Source organism: Candidatus Nanopelagicales bacterium, from assembly GCA_041393815.1.
Classification (GTDB): Bacteria; Actinomycetota; Actinomycetes; order S36-B12; family JAWKJK01; genus JAWKJK01.
Genome location: JAWKJK010000001.1, coordinates 736,547 through 753,224, shown reverse-complemented (window position 1 = coordinate 753,224; position 16,678 = coordinate 736,547). Strand labels below are relative to the sequence as shown.

At 73.2% G+C, this 16,678-nt stretch carries 16 protein-coding genes; 13 read left to right on the top strand and 3 right to left on the bottom strand.

The features are described from left to right. Window positions 1-2 precede the first annotated feature (2 nt). From R2737_03415 to R2737_03380, 8 genes are all read left to right on the top strand, one after another. Window positions 3-1,718 carry a DUF885 domain-containing protein gene (locus R2737_03415; protein MEZ5115297.1) on the top strand — a complete coding sequence of 572 codons (1,716 nt, stop codon included), beginning with the start codon at window positions 3-5 and terminating at the stop codon, window positions 1,716-1,718. Window positions 1,719-1,769: 51 nt separating this feature from the next. Beyond that, window positions 1,770-2,600: a hypothetical protein gene (locus R2737_03410; protein ID MEZ5115296.1), complete on the top strand. Its 831-nt coding sequence runs from the start codon at window positions 1,770-1,772 to the stop codon at window positions 2,598-2,600. Window positions 2,601-2,655: 55 nt separating this feature from the next. Further along, a complete protein-coding gene (gene eno, locus R2737_03405) occupies window positions 2,656-3,936 on the top strand; it encodes a phosphopyruvate hydratase (protein ID MEZ5115295.1) in 1,281 nt (426 codons plus the stop codon). A gap of 19 nt (window positions 3,937-3,955) precedes the next feature. Beyond that, window positions 3,956-4,489: a septum formation initiator family protein gene (locus R2737_03400; protein ID MEZ5115294.1), complete on the top strand. Its 534-nt coding sequence runs from the start codon at window positions 3,956-3,958 to the stop codon at window positions 4,487-4,489. Between the two features lies 1 nt (window position 4,490). Beyond that, window positions 4,491-5,057 (top strand): DUF501 domain-containing protein, encoded by a 567-nt coding sequence (locus R2737_03395; protein MEZ5115293.1) that lies wholly within the window; start codon window positions 4,491-4,493, stop codon window positions 5,055-5,057. Beyond that, window positions 5,054-6,019 carry a Ppx/GppA phosphatase family protein gene (locus R2737_03390; protein MEZ5115292.1) on the top strand — a complete coding sequence of 322 codons (966 nt, stop codon included), beginning with the start codon at window positions 5,054-5,056 and terminating at the stop codon, window positions 6,017-6,019. The genes R2737_03395 and R2737_03390 overlap by 4 nt, the downstream gene beginning before the upstream one ends. Before the next feature lie 67 nt (window positions 6,020-6,086). Further along, a complete protein-coding gene (locus R2737_03385; GenBank protein ID MEZ5115291.1) occupies window positions 6,087-6,287 on the top strand; it encodes a DUF1918 domain-containing protein in 201 nt (66 codons plus the stop codon). A gap of 135 nt (window positions 6,288-6,422) precedes the next feature. Beyond that, window positions 6,423-7,460 carry a LacI family DNA-binding transcriptional regulator gene (locus R2737_03380; protein ID MEZ5115290.1) on the top strand — a complete coding sequence of 346 codons (1,038 nt, stop codon included), beginning with the start codon at window positions 6,423-6,425 and terminating at the stop codon, window positions 7,458-7,460. A 73-nt stretch (window positions 7,461-7,533) separates the two neighbouring features. Here the strand turns inward: R2737_03380 and ugpC are convergent, their stop codons facing one another. After that, window positions 7,534-8,634 carry a sn-glycerol-3-phosphate ABC transporter ATP-binding protein UgpC gene (ugpC, locus tag R2737_03375; protein MEZ5115289.1) on the bottom strand — a complete coding sequence of 367 codons (1,101 nt, stop codon included), beginning with the start codon at window positions 8,632-8,634 and terminating at the stop codon, window positions 7,534-7,536. A 301-nt stretch (window positions 8,635-8,935) separates the two neighbouring features. Here ugpC and R2737_03370 point away from each other — a divergent pair, with 301 nt between their 5' ends. The 3 genes from R2737_03370 (at window position 8,936) to R2737_03360 (ending at window position 12,470) form a co-directional block, all read left to right on the top strand. Then, window positions 8,936-10,336: an ABC transporter substrate-binding protein gene (locus R2737_03370; GenBank protein MEZ5115288.1), complete on the top strand. Its 1,401-nt coding sequence runs from the start codon at window positions 8,936-8,938 to the stop codon at window positions 10,334-10,336. Between the two features lie 146 nt (window positions 10,337-10,482). Continuing rightward, on the top strand, window positions 10,483-11,493 hold the full coding sequence (locus R2737_03365; protein ID MEZ5115287.1) for a sugar ABC transporter permease: 1,011 nt from the start codon (window positions 10,483-10,485) through the stop codon (window positions 11,491-11,493). Next, window positions 11,490-12,470: a carbohydrate ABC transporter permease gene (locus R2737_03360; GenBank protein ID MEZ5115286.1), complete on the top strand. Its 981-nt coding sequence runs from the start codon at window positions 11,490-11,492 to the stop codon at window positions 12,468-12,470. Before R2737_03365 ends, R2737_03360 begins: the two co-directional genes overlap by 4 nt. On the opposite strand, the gene R2737_03355 is transcribed toward R2737_03360, so the two are convergent. Beyond that, window positions 12,467-13,549, bottom strand: a complete 1,083-nt coding sequence (locus R2737_03355; protein MEZ5115285.1) for a hypothetical protein — start codon at window positions 13,547-13,549, stop codon at window positions 12,467-12,469. The genes R2737_03360 and R2737_03355 overlap by 4 nt on opposite strands. 154 nt (window positions 13,550-13,703) lie before the next feature. Beyond that, window positions 13,704-15,077: a GH1 family beta-glucosidase gene (locus R2737_03350; protein ID MEZ5115284.1), complete on the bottom strand. Its 1,374-nt coding sequence runs from the start codon at window positions 15,075-15,077 to the stop codon at window positions 13,704-13,706. A gap of 75 nt (window positions 15,078-15,152) precedes the next feature. Here R2737_03350 and R2737_03345 point away from each other — a divergent pair, with 75 nt between their 5' ends. Further along, window positions 15,153-15,851, top strand: a complete 699-nt coding sequence (locus R2737_03345; protein MEZ5115283.1) for a dienelactone hydrolase family protein — start codon at window positions 15,153-15,155, stop codon at window positions 15,849-15,851. Between the two features lie 19 nt (window positions 15,852-15,870). Further along, window positions 15,871-16,668 (top strand): uracil-DNA glycosylase, encoded by a 798-nt coding sequence (locus R2737_03340; GenBank protein ID MEZ5115282.1) that lies wholly within the window; start codon window positions 15,871-15,873, stop codon window positions 16,666-16,668. Window positions 16,669-16,678 lie beyond the last annotated feature (10 nt).

The following is a 16,678-nucleotide window of genomic DNA, read 5'->3' as shown; positions in this document are numbered from 1 at the left end:
CGGTGTCCCACGACCACGACCACGCGCCCGAGGCCGGGGACGGGATCTACGACCCGGCCGGATCGGCCGAGGCTACCGCCCGGTTCCGGCGGCTCGCGGGCCGCGCCGTCGACGACCTGCTGGCCCGGAACCCGGTGCTGGCCACCGACCTCGGGGAGCACCGGCACGACGGCGTGCTGCCCGACCTGTCCGCCGACGCCGCCGCCGCGACGGTGCTCGCCATGGAGGACCTCCTCGCCGAGCTCGACGCCCTTGACGACCTCGCCCTGGGGACCGACGACGCGGTCGACCTGGAGATCCTGCGGTCCCGGCTCTCGGCGGCGGCCTTCACCGCGGGCGACCTGCGTCCGCACACCTGGAACCCGCTGGTGGCCAACCCCGGCACCGCCGTCCACCTGCTGCTGGCCCGGGACTTCGCGCCCCTGGCCGACCGGCTGGAGTCGGTCGCGGCCCGGCTCGCGGCGGTGCCGGACCACCTGGCGACGGCCCGCGCCACGCTGGGCGCGATGCCGCGCGTGCACGTCGAGACCGCGGTCCAGCAGTTCGGCGGGACCGCCGCGCTGCTGCGTACGGTGCTCGAGGAGTCCCTCGTGGCGCAGCCGGCGCTGAGGGGCCGGGTGGATCCCGCCCGGGCCAGCGCAGTGGCCGCGATCGAGGAGCACGTCGGCTGGCTCTCCGACCGGCTCGAGGACGCCGACCGTGACCCGCGGCTCGGGGCCAACCTCTATGCGGGCGCGCTCTGGCACGCGCTGGACGCGGAGACCACGCCGGCGGAGGTGCGCGCGCAGGCGGAGGCCGACCTGGCGGAGCTGGACGCCGAGATCCGCGAGGTCGCGTCCCGGCTGTCCGGGGAGCCCGCGGACGCGCCCGGGCTGGTCGCGCGGGTGCTGCGGCAGGTCGCGGACGCCGCACCCGTCGACGACGGGAGCGTCCTGGGCGACGTCGCGGCGGCGCTGGAGCGCCAGACGGCGTTCGTGCGCGACCGCGACCTGGTCTCCGTACCCGACCTCGACGTCCGGGTCATCGTCATGCCGGAGATCCACCGCGGCGTCGCGGTGGCGTACTGCGACGCCCCGGGCCCCCTGGAGACCGCGGCGGTGCCGACGTACGTCGCGGTGTCGCCCACCCCGGCCGGGTGGGACGAGGAACGGGTCCGCTCGTTCTACCGCGAGTACAACGGACACCTGCTGGAGAACCTCACGGCGCACGAGGCGATGCCCGGCCACGTGCTGCAGCTGGCCCACGCCAACGCTGCGCGCCGCTCGCGGGTCCGTGCCTTCGGCCGGAGCGGCCCGTTCGTCGAGGGCTGGGCCGTCTACGCCGAGGAGCTCATGGTCGAGCGCGGCTACCCCGGGCGCGGCGGTCCGGACGGCGCGCTGGCGCTGCGCCTGCAGCAACTGAAGATGCGGCTGCGCACCACCATCAACGCGATCCTGGACGTGGGCGTGCACGCCGACGGGATGACCGAGGACGAGGCGCTGGACCTGATGACCGCCAGTGGTCACCAGGAGGAGGGCGAGGCGGTCGGCAAGTGGCGGCGGGCGCTGCTCACCGCGGGACAGCTCCCGACCTACTACGTCGGCTACCGGGGCGTGCGCGAGATCGTCGACGACCTGCGCGTGCTGCACCCGGACTGGACCGACCGGCGCGTGCACGACACCGTGCTCGCGCACGGCTCCCCGGCCCCCCGGCACCTGCGCGCCCTGCTGGGCATCTGACCGGTCGGCTGAATCCGCCTGTCCGCGGGCCGCACGCGGCACACTGCGCGCATGGAGCGCGGCGAGGACCGCTGGCTGCTCGTCCTCGACGACCCGGTCATGGGTCTGGCGCCGTGGATCGCGTTCGGCCTGCTGCCGTACGTCACCACGTTCATGACCTCGACACTGATCGCGACCGCACTGGCCGGGGCGATCGTGGGGATCGCGTTCCTGCGCGGGGAGCGGCCGCGGGCGCTGGAGCTGTCCGACGTGGCCCTGTTCGCCGCCCTCATCGTGGTGGGCCTGGTCGGCACCGACGGGGTGGACGGCTGGTTCGAGGACCACGCCGACCTGGTGTCCAACGCCGGGCTGACGTTGCTGGCGCTGGTGTCGCTGCTGGTCAGCCGGCCCTTCACCACCCCGTACACCCGGGCGCGCTTCCCGGGGCTGGACCGACCGCTGCAGCGCCGGCTGGACGTGGTGGCGACCAGTGCCTGGGGCCTCGGTCTGGGTGTGGCGACGGTCGTCACGGTCTACGGCGAGTACGTGCTGTACGACCCGGACAACCTGTGGACCGGCTGGGTGTTCCAGGCGGCGCCGCTGGTGCTGGCCTACAACGCGACGCTGTGGTTCGACCGACGGGCGATCGCGCTCGCCCAGGGGCATGCCGACGAGGAGCCGTCGGCGTGGGGGCTCGTGCGCAACGTGGCGATCTGGGTGGCTCCCGTCGCGGTGCTCGCGCTCGCCCTGCACGACCTGCCGGTGTGGCTGGGGTGGGGCCTGGTGGTCCTGGGCGTCGCCGCCACCTGGCTGGCCTGGCAGCTGGGCCGCCGGCGCCAGGAGGTCCGTCGGCACCCGCGGCTGCTCCGGCACCCGCGGGCGGCCCGGGTGGCCGGTCGGTAGGGTCGTGCCGGTGCGCGACCCGCGCGCCGGCTTCCCGGTTCGGAAGGTGTGTCCCGTGGCCAGCATCGACGCCGTCATCGCCCGCGAGATCCTCGACTCCCGCGGCAACCCGACCGTGGAGGTCGAGGTCGCCCTCGACGACGGCACGGTCGGCCGCGCCGCCGTCCCGTCCGGCGCCTCCACCGGCGCCTTCGAGGCGGTCGAGCGGCGCGACGGCGACGCCGACCGCTACGGCGGCAAGGGCGTCCTCGAGGCCGTCGCCGCGGTCGAGGACGAGATCGCGCCGGAGGTGCTCGGGTTCGACGCCGCGGAGCAGCGACTGGTCGACCAGGCGATGCTCGACCTCGACGGCACGCCCAACAAGGGCCGGCTCGGCGCCAACGCGATCCTCGGCGTCTCCCTCGCGGTGGCGAAGGCCGCCGCGGAGTCCGCCGACCTGCCCCTGTTCCGCTACGTCGGCGGGCCCAACGCGCACGTGCTCCCCGTCCCGATGATGAACATCCTCAACGGCGGCGCCCACGCGGACAGCAACGTCGACATCCAGGAGTTCATGATCGCCCCCATCGGCGCGGCGACCTTCTCCGACTCCGTGCGCCAGGGCGCGGAGGTCTACCACGCGCTGAAGTCGGTGCTGAAGAAGGAGGGCTACGCCACCGGCCTCGGCGACGAGGGCGGCTTCGCGCCGAACCTGCCCAACAACCGGGCCGCGCTGGACCTCATCCTCACCGCGATCCAGCAGGTCGGGCTGCGCCCGGGTGCCGACGTGGCGCTCGCCCTCGACGTGGCGGCAACGGAGTTCTTCTCCGACGGCGCGTACCAGTTCGAGGGAGCGCCCCGGTCGATGGAGTGGATGGCCGGCTACTACGAGAGCCTGCTCGCCGACTACCCGCTGGTCTCCATCGAGGACCCGCTGTCCGAGGACGACTGGGCCGGCTGGGTGCACGTCACGGACGCCGTGGGCGACAAGGTGCAGATCGTCGGCGACGACCTGTTCGTCACCAACCCCGAGCGGCTCGCCCGCGGCATCGACGAGGGCGCCGCCAACGCGCTGCTGGTCAAGGTCAACCAGATCGGCTCGCTGACCGAGACCCTCGACGCGGTGTCACTGGCGCAGCGCAACGGCTTCCGCTGCATGATGAGCCACCGTTCCGGCGAGACCGAGGACACGACCATCGCCGACCTCGCGGTGGCCACCGACTGCGGCCAGATCAAGACCGGTGCGCCGGCCCGGTCCGAGCGCGTCGCCAAGTACAACCAGCTGATGCGGATCGAGGAGGAGCTCGACGACGCCGCGCGCTACGCCGGGGCGTCGGCGTTCCCACGGTTCACCGCCTGATCGTGCGACGATCCCTTCCGTGACCCGTACGTCGGCCGCGGCTGAGGCGCGCCCCGCCGCCGTGACCACCCGTACGGCGCACCACAGCGATCGCGAGCGGCGGTCCGCGTCCTTCACCGGCCGGGCCGCCGTCCTCGTGCTCGTCGTCGCCGCCCTCGCGCTGACCCTGGCGCTGCCGGTGCGGGCCTGGTTCGCGCAGCGGGCCGAGATCGCCGCCCTGCGCGACGACGTGTCCGCGGCGGAGCAACGGGTCGCCGACCTGCAGGTCCGGCACGAGCGCTGGCAGGACCCGGCCTTCATCGCCGCCGAGGCGCGGCGCCGGCTGCACTTCGTCATGCCGGGCGAGGTCGGCTATGTGGTCATCGGGGCGGACCAGGCGGTCCCGGAGTCCGGCGCCGCGGCCGTCGCAGGGGAGGACGGGTCGACCTGGTACGCGCGGCTGTGGTCGTCGGTGCGGGCCGCCGACCAGGAGCCGGCCCCGGGTGCCGGCGGCGCGCGGCCGTCCGATCCGCGCCCGGCGGGGTCGGTCGACCGGTCCGACCCGGCGCAGTGACGTGAGCGGGCCGGTTCCGCCGCAGCCGCCCTCCTCGGACGACCTCGCCGCGGTCGCCGCCCAGCTCGGCCGACCCCCCCGCGGGGTGCGGCGAGTGGCCCACCGCTGCGGCTGCGGCCTGCCCGACGTGGTCGAGACCGAGCCGCGGCTGCCCGACGGCACCCCGTTCCCCACGCTGTACTACCTGACCTGCCCCCGGGCGGCCGGCGCGATCGGGGGCCTGGAGGGGACCGGGCTGATGCGGCGGATGCAGGACCGGCTGGCCACGGATCCCGGGCTGGCCTCCGCCTACGCGGACGCGCACCGGTCCTACCTGGCCGCGCGGACCGCCGTCGCGGAGGTGCCCGAGATCGCGGGGGTCTCGGCCGGCGGCATGCCGGACCGGGTGAAGTGCCTGCACGTGCTCGTCGCCCACGCCCTCGCCGCCGGCCCCGGGGTCAACCCGCTGGGCGACGAGGCGCTGGCCGAGTTGCCCGACTGGGGGGCGGCCGGACCGTGCGTGGACGTGGGCCTGGACCTGGCCGAGGCGTCCACCACGGGGCGGCCGGACCCGGGCGGCGCGCCGTGACCGGGCAGGCCTCGCCCCCGGTCCGGGTCGCCGCGGTCGACTGCGGCACCAACTCGATCCGCCTGCTGGTGGCCGATGTCGACCCGGTGGCGGGCACGCTGGTCGACCTCGACCGGCGGATGGAGGTGGTCGGCCTCGGCGAGGGCGTGGACCGCACCGGCGAGTTCGCCGCGGCCGCACTGGAGCGCACCTTCGCCGCCTGCGAGCGCTACGCCGCGGTCGTGGACGCGCTGGGGGCGGAGGCGCTGCGGTTCGTCGCCACCAGCGCGTCCCGCGACGTCACCAACCGGGCCGCCTTCGTCCGGGGGGTGCGGGTGCGGCTGGGGGTGGAGCCGGAGGTGATCAGCGGGGACGAGGAGGCCGACCTGTCCTTCCTCGGCGCGACCCGCGGCCTGCCCGGGCTGGCCGCAGCGGCGCTGCCGGCACTGGTCGTCGACATCGGCGGGGGCTCCACCGAGTTCGTCCTCGGCGACACCCGGCCGTGGTCGGCGCGCAGCGTCGACGTCGGCTGCGTCCGGATGACCGAGCGGCATCTGCGCTCCGATCCGCCGACGGCCGCGGAGGTGGCGGCTGTCCGCGCGGACGTCGAGGCGGCGATCGACCGTGCGGCGCAGGTGGTCCCGCTCGACGCGGCGGAGACGCTGGTCGGGCTGTCCGGCACCGTCACGACCGTGGCCGCGATGGCCCTCGGGCTGCCGGCCTACGACGCCGACGCCATCCACGGCAGCCGGATCGCCGCGCGGGACGTCGCACGCATCTCCGACGAGCTGCTGCTGATGACCCGGGCCGAGCGCGCCGCCGTCCCGGTCATGCACCCCGGCCGCGTCGACGTCATCGCCGCCGGCGCCCTCGTGCTGCGCTGCATCGTCGAGCGGGTCGGGCTGCCGGAGGTGCTGGTCAGCGAGCACGACATCCTCGACGGGATCGCCTGGTCGGTGGCCGCTCGGGCCGTTGGTCCTTGACCCGTCGTCGCCGTCCGCCCGAGGCTAGGGAGACGACGGTTCCGGCGACCGCAACGGAGGTGTCCCGGTGAAGGCTGCGGTGGGCGACCACATCAGCGTCAAGGGTCTGCACGTCGGTGACCACGGCCGGTCGGGGGAGGTCCTCGAGGTCCGCGGCGAGGACGGCGGGCCGCCGTACGTCGTGCGCTGGGAGGACGACGGCCACGAGGGCCTGTTCTTCCCCGGGCCCGACGCTGTCGTGCTGCACGAGGGGGCCCAGCCCGGCTGAGGGGACCCCAGCAGTACGCACCGGCTGGTCCGGCGCGGATCGGCGGGCTGGTCCCGCCTACAGTGAGGCCGAAGATCGGTGCCGCCGAAGAGTCGGTGACGCCGACGGGTCGGTCGAGCGCGAGGCGGTGCGCCCATGGGCATCACCATCCGCGACGTCGCCGCGGCGGCCGGGGTCTCCACGGCCACCGTCTCCCGCGCCCTGCGCGGGCTGCCGCACGTCGACGACGAGACCCGTGACCGGGTGCGCCGGGTGGCCCAGGAGCTCGACTACGTGGTGACGCCGAGCGCCTCGCGGCTGGCTAGCGGGCGCACCGGCAGCGTCGCCGTGGTGACGCCGTTCCTGTCCCGGTGGTTCTTCGCCACCGTCTTGTCCGGGGTGGAGCAGGTCCTGCGCGGCCGCGACCTCGACCTGCTGCTCTTCGCGGTCGGGGACCCGACCGAGGAGCACCGCATCCCGCCCGAGCGTCGGCTGCGCAGCCGCGTCGACGGCATCATCGTGATCTCCCTGCCGATCGAGGAGGACGAGGCGGCCGCCCTGCTCACCACCGGGCTGCCCACGAGCCTGATCGGCGTGCAGGCCCCGCGCACCCCCAGCGTGCTCATCGACGACGTGGCCGCGGGCGAGCGTGCGGTCACGCACCTGGTCGAGCTGGGGCACCGCCGGATCGGCGTCATCGGTGGCCGGCCGATGCCGAGCGCCTTCGCGCCCGAGCACGACCGCTACGAGGGCTACCGGCGGGCGCTGGCCGCCGTGGGCCGCGAGCCGGACCCGATGCTGGAGGCCTTCGGCTACTTCACCGTCGCCGGCGGGGAGGCCGCGATGCAGGCCCTGCTGTCGAACCCCGACCCGCCCACCGCCGTGTTCGCCATGAGCGACGAGATGGCCTTCGGCGCGATCCGCGCGCTCACCGCCCGCGGGCTGCGCCCCGGGGCGGACGTCTCGGTCGTGGGCGTGGACGGTCACGACCTCGGGGACGTCGTGGGCCTGACCACCGTCGCCCAGCCCGTGCCCGACCTCGGCCGGATCGCCGCGGAGACGCTGCTGATGCAGATGGACCGCCGCCCGGTGGACCTGGCGGGGCCGGTGGCGCTGTCGGTACCGGCCCGGCCGCGGGTGCTGCCCACCCGGCTGGTGGTGCGGTCCTCGACCGCCCCGCCACCCCATCCCTGACACCAGGGGGGGCGGGTGGGGTCGCGCTCCCCCCCCCCCACCCGCCACCACAGTGCTGGAGGGTGTTGCTGGGTCAGGAGACGCGCAGCCGCTCCCCCGAGTTGGTCGCGAAGTAGTAGGCGTGGTCGCGGACCACCTCGATGTTGATCATCTGGCCCTTGCGCGGGGCGTCGCGGCCGTCGGTGCGGACGACCACCTCGCGGCGCTCACCGCCGGGCAGGGTCATGCCGCCGTAGACGTACGCGTCAGCCCCGAGGGACTCGACCACGTCCACCTCCACCGGCCAGCCGGTCGCGTCCCCGCTCATCCGCACGTCCTCCGGGCGGAAGCCGACCATGACGGTCTTCGACCCGTCGGCCGTGGCCTTCGAGACGATCTCCGTAGCGACCGGGACGACGCGCCCGGCCAGGCCGACACCGCCCTCCACCAGGGGCATCTCGATGATGTTCATGGCCGGGGAGCCGATGAAGCCGGCCACGAAGATGTTCGCCGGGTCGTTGTAGAGGTCGCTGGGCGAGCCCACCTGCTGCAGCAGGCCGTCCTTGAGCACCGCGATCCGGTCGCCCATCGTCATGGCCTCGACCTGGTCGTGGGTCACGTACAGGGTGGTCGTCCCGAGCCGGCGCTGCAGCGACGCGATCTGGGTGCGGGTCTGCACCCGCAGCTTCGCGTCGAGGTTGGACAGCGGCTCGTCCATCAGGAAGACCTCGGGCTCGCGCACGATGGCGCGGCCCATCGCCACGCGCTGGCGCTGGCCGCCGGACAGCGCCTTGGGCTTGCGGTCGAGGTACTGGGTCAGGTCGAGCAGGTCCGCGGCCTCCTTCACCCGGCGCTCGATCTCGTCCTTCGGCATCTTCTGGATGTGCAGGGCGAAGGCCATGTTGTCCGCGACGCTCATGTGCGGGTAGAGCGCGTAGTTCTGGAACACCATGGCGATGTCGCGGTCCTTGGGGTCGATCCGCGTGACGTCTTTCTCGCCGATGTAGATGTTGCCGGAGCTGACCGGCTCCAGGCCCGCGAGCATCCGCAGGGAGGTGGACTTGCCGCAGCCGGACGGCCCGACCAGGACCAGGAACTCGCCCTGGGCGATGTCGAGGTTGAGGTGGCTGACGGCCGGACGCGTCGTGCCGGGGTAGACCAGGCTGACGTCGTCGAAGCGGACTTCGCTGGACATGGAGTACATCCCTTCACCGGCAGGAACGTGCCGGACGATCCGAGTGGGGGGTGCAGCAGCGCCGAGGCTAGCGCCGCAGCGCGCCCCGCGGGCGGTTTCCGCGCGGGACCGACCGGCGCGGGCCGCTCGCCGTTGCGGGGACGTTCGGCCCGGACGAAGGACACTGTTGTCGAATCGTAACCGTTTACATGATCTCGTTTCGGTGTCCGCTGTTGCCCGTGCCGCGCGTTGCGACAACGATCGGCTGCGGTAGAGACCTCCGGGGGGAACCCGCCCGGAACATCCGATGCAAGGAGATGACATGACCGCACGCGCGCGCCGCAAGGGCGCCGCTCTGCTGGCGACCGGCATCGCCGCGACGATGGTGCTGGCCGCCTGTTCGAGCAGCTCGGACAGCGGCTCGAGCGCCTCGGCGAGCGCCTCGGGCGGGGGCGAGTCCTCGGCCGCCTCCGTCGAGCCCGGCTGTGAGGACTACGCCTCGTACGGCACCTTCGAGGGCGCCAAGGTGACGATCTTCACCTCCATCCTCCCGCCGGAGCAGCAGAAGTACGAGGCCTCCTGGGCCGACTTCGAGAAGTGCACCGGCATCGACGTGGTCTACGAGGGCAGCGACCAGTTCGAGGCGCAGCTGCCGACCCGCATCGCGGGTGGCAACGCCCCCGACATCGCGTTCATCCCGCAGCCGGGTCTGCTCCAGCAGCTGGTCAACGGCCAGCAGCCCCCGGTCCAGGTGTCCGAGGCCACCCAGGCCAACATCGAGCAGTTCTGGAACCCGGGCATCAGCCAGTACGGCAAGGTCAACGACGTCTACTACGGCGCTCCGCTGAGCTCCAACATGAAGTCGCTGGTCTGGTACTCCCCGACCGCGTTCGCGGATGCGGGCTACACCGTGCCGACGACCTGGGACGAGATGTTCGCGCTGAGCGACAAGATCGTGGCCGACGGCAACAAGCCGTGGTGCGGCGGTATCGAGTCCGGTGGGGCGACCGGTTGGCCGGCCACCGACTGGCTGGAGCAGGTCGTCCTGCGCCAGCAGGGCGGGGACGTCTACGACCAGTGGGTCGCGCACACCGTGCTGTTCGACTCGCCGCAGATCACCGAGGCCATGGACACGGTCGCGGGCTGGATGAAGAACCCCGACTACGTCAACGGCGGCTTCGGCGACGTCAAGACGATCGCGACGACGGCCTTCCAGGACGCCGGCAAGCCGATCCTCGACGGCAAGTGCTACATGCTGCAGCAGGCGTCCTTCTACGCGGCGCAGTGGCCGTCGTTCAAGCCGGACGTCACGGTGGCCGAGGACGGTGACGTCTTCGCGTTCTACCTGCCGCAGATCAGCGCCGACGTCCCGACCCCGGTCGTGTTCGGCGGCGAGTACGTGGCCGCGTTCTCCGACCGTCCCGAGGTGCAGGCCTTCCAGACCTACCTGGCCAGCGACACCTTCGCGACCCTCAAGGTCGAGCAGGGCGGCTGGGTCTCGGCGAACAACGGCGTGCCGCTGGACTCCTACAGCGACCCGATCCAGAAGCTGTCGGCGCAGTACCTGACCGACCCGAACGCGACCCTGCGGTTCGACGCCTCCGACCTGATGCCCGCCGCCGTCGGCGCCGGTGCTGAGTGGAAGCAGATGACCGCGTGGTTCGGCGAGGACAAGCCGACCCAGGAGGTCCTGCAGGCGATCGACGCGGCCTGGCCGTCCTGATCGTCCGGCACGACCCGCGCTGATCCGCTAAATCGCTGACGCCGGGTTCCGAGGGGTGTAGGAACACTCTCGGAACCCGGCGTCAGCCGCGTCCGGACCCCTGCGGGGGCACGCGACGCGCGAGGCTCGTCCCCTGAGGAGTTGTCGTGCTTCGAGTCATTCCGACCTTCGACGAGTGGCTGAACAACCTGGGCCAGTGGGGCAAGATCATCGACGCGTTGTTCACCGTGCTGGTGTTCTTCGCGGTCCTGTTCCTGGTGTTCTGGCTGGCGGGGCTGGCCAAGGGCCGGGTCTCGCGCCCGCTCGCGTTCGTCGTGTTCCTGCTCCCGGCGCTGATCCTGGTGACGATGGGCCTGATCGTCCCGGCGATCCGGACCACGGGCGACAGCTTCAAGAACTCCAACAGCACCGAGTGGGTGGGCTTCGACAACTACTCGTGGATCTTCACCACGCCGGACAACCGGCAGATCCTCATCAACACCCTGCTGTGGCTGCTGATCGCCCCGATCGCCGCGACGGTGCTCGGTCTCACCCTGGCTCTCCTGCTCGACCGGATGCGCCGGGAGTCGATCCCCAAGTCCCTGATCTTCATGCCCATGGCGATCTCGTTCGTCGGCGCCTCGATCATCTGGGGCCTGATGTACGAGTACCGCGACCCGTCGCAGGACCAAGTCGGACTGCTCAGTCAGCTCGCGATCTGGGTGGGCATCGACGATCCGCCGAACTGGCTGCTGTGGCAGCCGTGGAACAACTTCCTGCTCATGGTCATCATGATCTGGATCCAGACCGGCTTCGCGATGGTCGTGCTGTCCGCGGCGATCAAGGCGATCCCGATGGACGTGGTCGAGGCCGCGGAGCTCGACGGCGCCACCGGCTGGCGGCTGTTCACCAAGGTGACGGTCCCGATGATCCGCAGCACGCTGATCGTCGTCCTGACCACGATCATGATCGCCACACTCAAGGTCTTCGACATCGTCCGAGTGATGACCAACGGAAACTTCGGCACCCAGATCGTGGCGAACGAGATGTACTCCCAATCGTTCGTCCAGTTCGACTACGGCCGAGGTAGCGCCCTGGCGGTGATCCTGTTCGTCGGGGTCATCCCGCTCGTCGTCTACAACGTCATCCAGTTGCAGAAGGAGCGTCAGGTCCGATGAGCGTCGAGGCGCACGAGATCGTCCCGATCCCGCAGCCGGCTCAGGAGGAGTCGATCCCGGAGGCGGCGAAGCGGAAGCTGTCCAGCCCCTGGGCCACGGGGCTGGTGGTCCTGCTCACCGTCCTGTGGACCATCCCGACGTTCGGCCTGCTGGTCACGTCGCTTCGTCCGGCCGGGCCGGCCACGTCGACCGGCTGGTGGACCGCGTTCACCAACCCGGAGTTCACGCTCAACAACTACTCCGAGGTCATCACCGGCGGCGACATCATCCCCAGCGGCATCACGCCGTACTTCTTCAACACCTTCGCCATCGCGATCCCCGCGGCGATCTTCCCGCTGGTCATCGCCTGCATGGCGGCCTACGCCATCGCGTGGGTGCCGTTCCGCGGCGCCACGTTCGTCTTCTTCACGATCTTCGCACTGCAGGTCGTGCCGCTGCAGATGGCACTGCTGCCGCTGCTGCAGATGTTCAACTTCGGCTGGAGCCTCGGCCCGATCCCCATCTTCCCGGACATCAACGCGCCCAACTCGACCGCGTCGATCTGGGCCGGTACGTACATCCCGCTGTGGATCGCGCACACCATGTTCGCGCTGCCGCTGGCGATCTTCCTGATCCACAACTTCGTCGCCCAGCTGCCGCGTGACCTGATGGAGGCCGCGAAGGTCGACGGGGCCAACCCGTTCCTCACCTTCCGCAAGGTCGTGCTGCCGCTGTCGGTGCCGGCCATCGCGTCCTTCGCGATCTTCCAGTTCCTCTGGGTGTGGAACGACCTGCTGGTCGCCCTGACCTTCGCCGGCGGCACACCCGACGTGGCGCCGCTGACGGTCTACCTGGCCAACATCAAGGGCACGTACGGCGCCCAGCTGCACCTGATCACGGCGGGCGCGTTCATCGCGATCATCGTGCCGCTGATCGTGTTCTTCTCGCTGCAGCGGTTCTTCGTCCGCGGCCTGCTGGCGGGTTCCGTCAAGGGCTAGCCCCGCGGTCCCCGCGTCCCTCGGCGCTTCTCCGACGTTGTGGTGCCGGTTGCGGGAGCTGTCGCACACGCACCCGGCACCACAGTCGTGTCGGGGGCGGCGGGGAGGCCGCAGTCCGGCCCGCACCGGCTCAGCTCGCCGGTCCAGCCCCGGTCGCGCAGCACCCGGGCGATCTGCCCGGCCACCGCGCACGGGGACCCGGTCGCATCCCGCCATCCGTACCGCAGGGTCACGCGCCCCTCGACGGCACCGGCGTTGTCGCGGACCATGTCCCGGTGCCGCCCGGCCGGGTCCTCGTGCCCGAGCCGGCCGTCGAGCTCGATCACGACGCCGTACTCGTCCAGCTCCACGTCGGCGTACGTGATGCGGCCCGCGACGCGGTGGCGCACCTGTCGGCGCCCCGGCGGCAGGCCGTGGTCGCGTGCCACCCGCCGGGCGTACCAGCCCTCCAGCCAGGACGTCTCACCGGAGTCCACCCGTACGCACATCGCGAGGACCAGGCCTCGGTGGCGAAGGCGTCGGCGGTGCGCCAGGGCCTCCAGCAACCGCTGCGGTGACGTCAGCCGGCGGGAGCAGGCCTGCTCCACCCAGCGTGCGGCCACCGCGGGCGACGAGGCGTCGCCGACCAGGTCGAGCACGGTCTCCTCGACCGTGGTGACGCGGACGCTGTCCCAGAGGATCGACTCCCGGATGCGGCGGACGTGGCGGAAGCGGATCCCGGCCCGATGCGCCGGAGTGCGGCCGTGCGGCACCTGGACCTCCACGGTCACCGGCTCCTGGTCGTCCAGCCCGAGCGCATGGGCGGCGGCCCGGCCGCCGACCACCGCTCCGCGGCCGCCGGCCAGCCAGGCACCCCGGACCCGGGCGGCGAAGTCGGGCGCGGTCGCCGAGGCGTGCACGACGCCGCGGTGCAGGCGGCGCCACAGGCCCTGACCGACCCGGTGCCGGACCGCGGCGTCGGTCCAGCCCAGTGCGGTCCAGTCGGACCGGGCCAGCACCGCGTGGGTCCCCGGCCGTGCGGTGCGGTCGTCGGTACGGGTGGCGCGGGCCTGCCGCAGCAGCCTTCTCGAGGTGGGCATGGGTGGCACCGTGACCCGCGGCCGGTGCCCGCGTCACCGGGTGCCGACGGATCCGTGGACAACCCCGCCCCGGTCCACCCTGCTTGTGGTGCCGGTTGCGTGAGCCACAGGCCACGCAACCGGCACCACAACTCGGGGCGAGGGGGCGAGGGGGCTAGCGCTCCCGGGCGGCGAGGAGGGCGCGGTACCAGTGGGCGCTGTCCTTCGGCACCCGCTCCAGCGTCCCCGGTTCCACCCGGACCAGCCCGAACCGCTTGGTCCAGCCCTCGGCCCACTCCAGGTTGTCCATCAGGGACCAGGCGTAGTAGCCGCGCACGTCCAGCCCCGCCGCCCGGGCGTCGAGCAGCGCCTCGAGATGCGCGCGGTAGTAGGCCACCCGGTCCGCGTCGTGCACCGCGTCGCCCTCGCGCACGTCGTCGTACGCGGCGCCGTTCTCGCAGATCCACAGCGGCACGCCGGGCAGCGCCTCGGCCGCCTGGTGCAGCGCCATGGGCAGGCCCTGCGGGACCACCTCCCACCCCATCGCGGTCACCGGGGGGCGCGGCGCGAAGCCCAGCGGCGGCGAGTCGGGGAACGCGCCGGTGTCCTGGCCCACTGCGTGCGGGTCGGCCGCGGACGGCGGCCCCACCCGCATCACCGTGTAGTAGTTCTCGCCCAGCCAGTCCATCGGCGCCGCCATCACCGCCGCGTCCGCGTCGCGGACGAACGACCAGTCGGTGGACGCGGCACACCCGGTACGGATGTCCTCCGGGACGCCGCGCCCGGCCAGCAGGTCCAGGAACAGCCGGTTCTGCAGGCCGTCGATGTGCCTCGCGGCCGCGGCGGACGACTCGTCCTCCGCGATGACCGGGATCAGGTTGAGCACGATGCCGACGTTGCGGGCGCCCGCCGCGCGCAGCCGCGGCACTGCCAGCCCGTGCCCGAGGATCAGGTGGTACGCCGCCGCGAGCGCGGCGCCCCCGTCGCGCACCCCCGGGGCGTGTGCCCCGGCGGCGTACCCCAGGAACGCCGCGCACCACGGCTCGTTGTGCGTCGCCCAGCGGTCGACCCGGTCGCCGTACCGCTGCGCCATCGCCTCGGCATAGTCGGCGAACCGCTCGGCGGTGTCCCGCACCGGCCAGCCACCGGCCGTCTGCAGCGGGCTGGGCAGGTCCCAGTGGTACAGCGTCGCCACCGGCCGGATCCCGCGCTCGAGCAGGCCGTCGACCAGCCGGTCGTAGAAGTCCAGGCCCGCCGCGGACAGCGCGCCTGTCCCGCCCGGCTGGACCCGCGGCCAGGAGATCGAGAAGCGGTACGCGTCCACGCCGAGCCAGCCCAGCAGGTCCAGGTCCCCGGCCAGCCGGTGCACGTGGTCGCACGCGGGCTCGCCGGTGGCGCCGTCCACGATCGCTCCGGGGACCGCCGCGAAGTCCTCCCAGATCGACGGGCCGCGCTCGTTCACCGCGCCCTCGATCTGCCAGGACGACGTGGCCACCCCCATCTCCAGGTCCGGCGGGAGCCGCAGCTCCGCGGCGCGGGAGTCGGTCATCACGAGGTCCTCTCCACGGCGGGATGTTCCGCGCCGGACACCTCGGCCCGGTGACCTCAGGCTAGGGTCGCGGGCATGGCAGACACCGTCTCTTTCGCCAGCTTCGGCGGCCGCTGCGAGGGGCTGCTCGCCGTTCCCGCCGCCGGCCACGGCCCGGGGGTCGTCCTGATCCAGGAGTGGTGGGGGCTGGTGCCCCACATCGACGAGGTGGCCGACCGCCTCGCGGCCGCGGGGTTCGTCGTCGTCGCGCCGGACTTCTACCGCGGCGAGGCGACCACCGAGCCGGATGAGGCCGCCAAGCTGATGCTCGGACTGAAGGTCCGCCAGGCGGCCGAGGACATCGCTGGCGCCGCGGAGTACCTGCTGACCCGCGACGAGGTCGACGGGGACCGGGTCGGCGTCGTCGGGTTCTGCATGGGCGGCGGCTTGGCGCTGCTCGGCCCCACCGCCTACCGCCACATCGACTGCGCCAGCGCGTTCTACCCGGCCATGCCGTGGCCGGACTATTCCCCGGACTGGTCGCGCTACCGCGGCAAGGTCGCGATGGTGCACCTCGCCGAGCACGACTCGCCCGACACCGCACCGGCCGTCGAGCGCTACGCCGTGGAGATCACCCGGGCCGGCGGCGAGGCCATCGTCGAGTCCTACCCGGGTACGCAGCACGCCTTCTTCAACGACCACCGGCCCGAGGTCTACGACGCGGCCGCGTCCGAACTGGCGTGGACGCGCACCCTCGACATGTTCCGCGCCCGCCTCGGCGGCAGCGCCGCATAGTCGCCCAGGGGATCCGCCGGTGGTTGCGGCACCGCCCGGGTCCGGCTGGCCCGGCGACCGCGCCACGCGCCGGACCCCGGTCGCGGGCACGCCCGCGGACGTCGTACGGCTGGCGGCGTCGGCGCGCACGCTGGCGGCCCTCGACGCCCGGGTCTCGGTCTGCCGGGCCTGCCCGCGGCTTGTGGCCTGGCGCCAGGACGTGGCCCGCGAGCGGCGGAAGGCCTACGCGGACCAGGAGTACTGGGGGCGCCCCGCACCGGGGTTCGGTGACCCGGCCGCGCGCATCCTCGTCCTCGGCCTGGCCCCGGCGGCGCACGGCGCGAACCGCACCGGGCGGGTGTTCACCGGGGACCGGTCGGGGGACTGGCTGTTCGCCGCGCTGCATCGGGCCGGGCTGGCGTCGCAGCCCCACTCCGTCGCCGCGGACGACGGGCTGCGGCTCGACGGAGTCCGGGTCGCCGCTGCCGTGCGCTGCGCCCCGCCGGCCAACAAGCCGACCCCGGCGGAGAGGGACGCCTGCCGGCCGTGGCTGCTGCGGGAGGTGGCCCTGCTCGGCCCGCACCTGACGGTCGTCGTGGCGCTGGGCGGGTTCGCCTGGGACGCGGCGCTGGCGCTGGCCGCGGAGTCCGGCTGGCGGGCGCCCCGACCCCGCCCGCGCTTCGGCCACGGCGCCGAGGCCCTGCTGGACCGTCCCGACGGCCGGCCCGTGTTCCTGCTCGGCTGCTACCACCCCAGCCAGCAGAACACGTTCACCGGCCGGCTGACCGAGCCGATGCTGGACGCGGTGCTGGAGCGGGCGCGCGGGCTGGCCGGGTAGGGACCGCGCC